This window comes from Halorubrum tibetense (assembly GCF_042661865.1).
Classification (GTDB): Archaea; Halobacteriota; Halobacteria; order Halobacteriales; family Haloferacaceae; genus Halorubrum; species Halorubrum tibetense.
This window is the reverse complement of the sequence record NZ_JBHSWW010000670.1, coordinates 1-579: the sequence shown is the minus strand read 5'-3', so window position 1 is coordinate 579 and position 579 is coordinate 1. Positions and strand designations below refer to the sequence as shown.

1 protein-coding gene is annotated in these 579 nt (G+C 50.6%); it reads left to right on the top strand.

Features of this window, described 5'->3' with window-relative positions:
• Window positions 1-579 (top strand): DNA replication/repair protein RecF (gene recF / locus ACFQEU_RS17660; protein WP_379784267.1); only part of this gene is annotated, 579 nt, incomplete at both ends.

Here is a 579-nt window from a genome sequence, read left to right as displayed (position 1 = left end):
CTGCCGAATTGGCCAAGATCTTACCGCTGCAAGTGATCTACTCGGAAACCTTTGAGTTGCTCGTGGGTGGCCCGTTGGAGAGACGGCAGTTTCTTGATTGGTTAGTGTTTCACGTGAAACATGAGTTTTTGCCTGCTTGGCGACAAGCTAGGCAAGCCCTGAAACAACGGAATACTTTGCTGCGATCTGGTAGAATAAACGCTGATCTGTTAGCACCTTGGGACATAGAATTAGCACGCAACGCTGAGACCTTACATCTACTAAGGGAAGAGGTTTTCAACCTGTTCAATCAGGAGTTAGCGCTGCTCTTGCAGGATTTACCCGCCTTAACTTCCGTTAATATTAGCTACTTTGGTGGCTGGGAGGAGGGCGTTTCTCTGGCAGAGATATTACGGCAGAATTTTGCTCGTGACGGGCAGCTAGGGCATACCAGTGCCGGCCCCCATCGTGCTGATCTTAAATTGCGGCTCGGTAAGATGCCTGCGGCAGAGGTGCTATCAAGGGGTCAGCAAAAGCTGTTTGTTTGCGCCCTGCGGATTTGTGCAGGTAGGGTGTTTAAGCAGCTCACCGGCAACGATT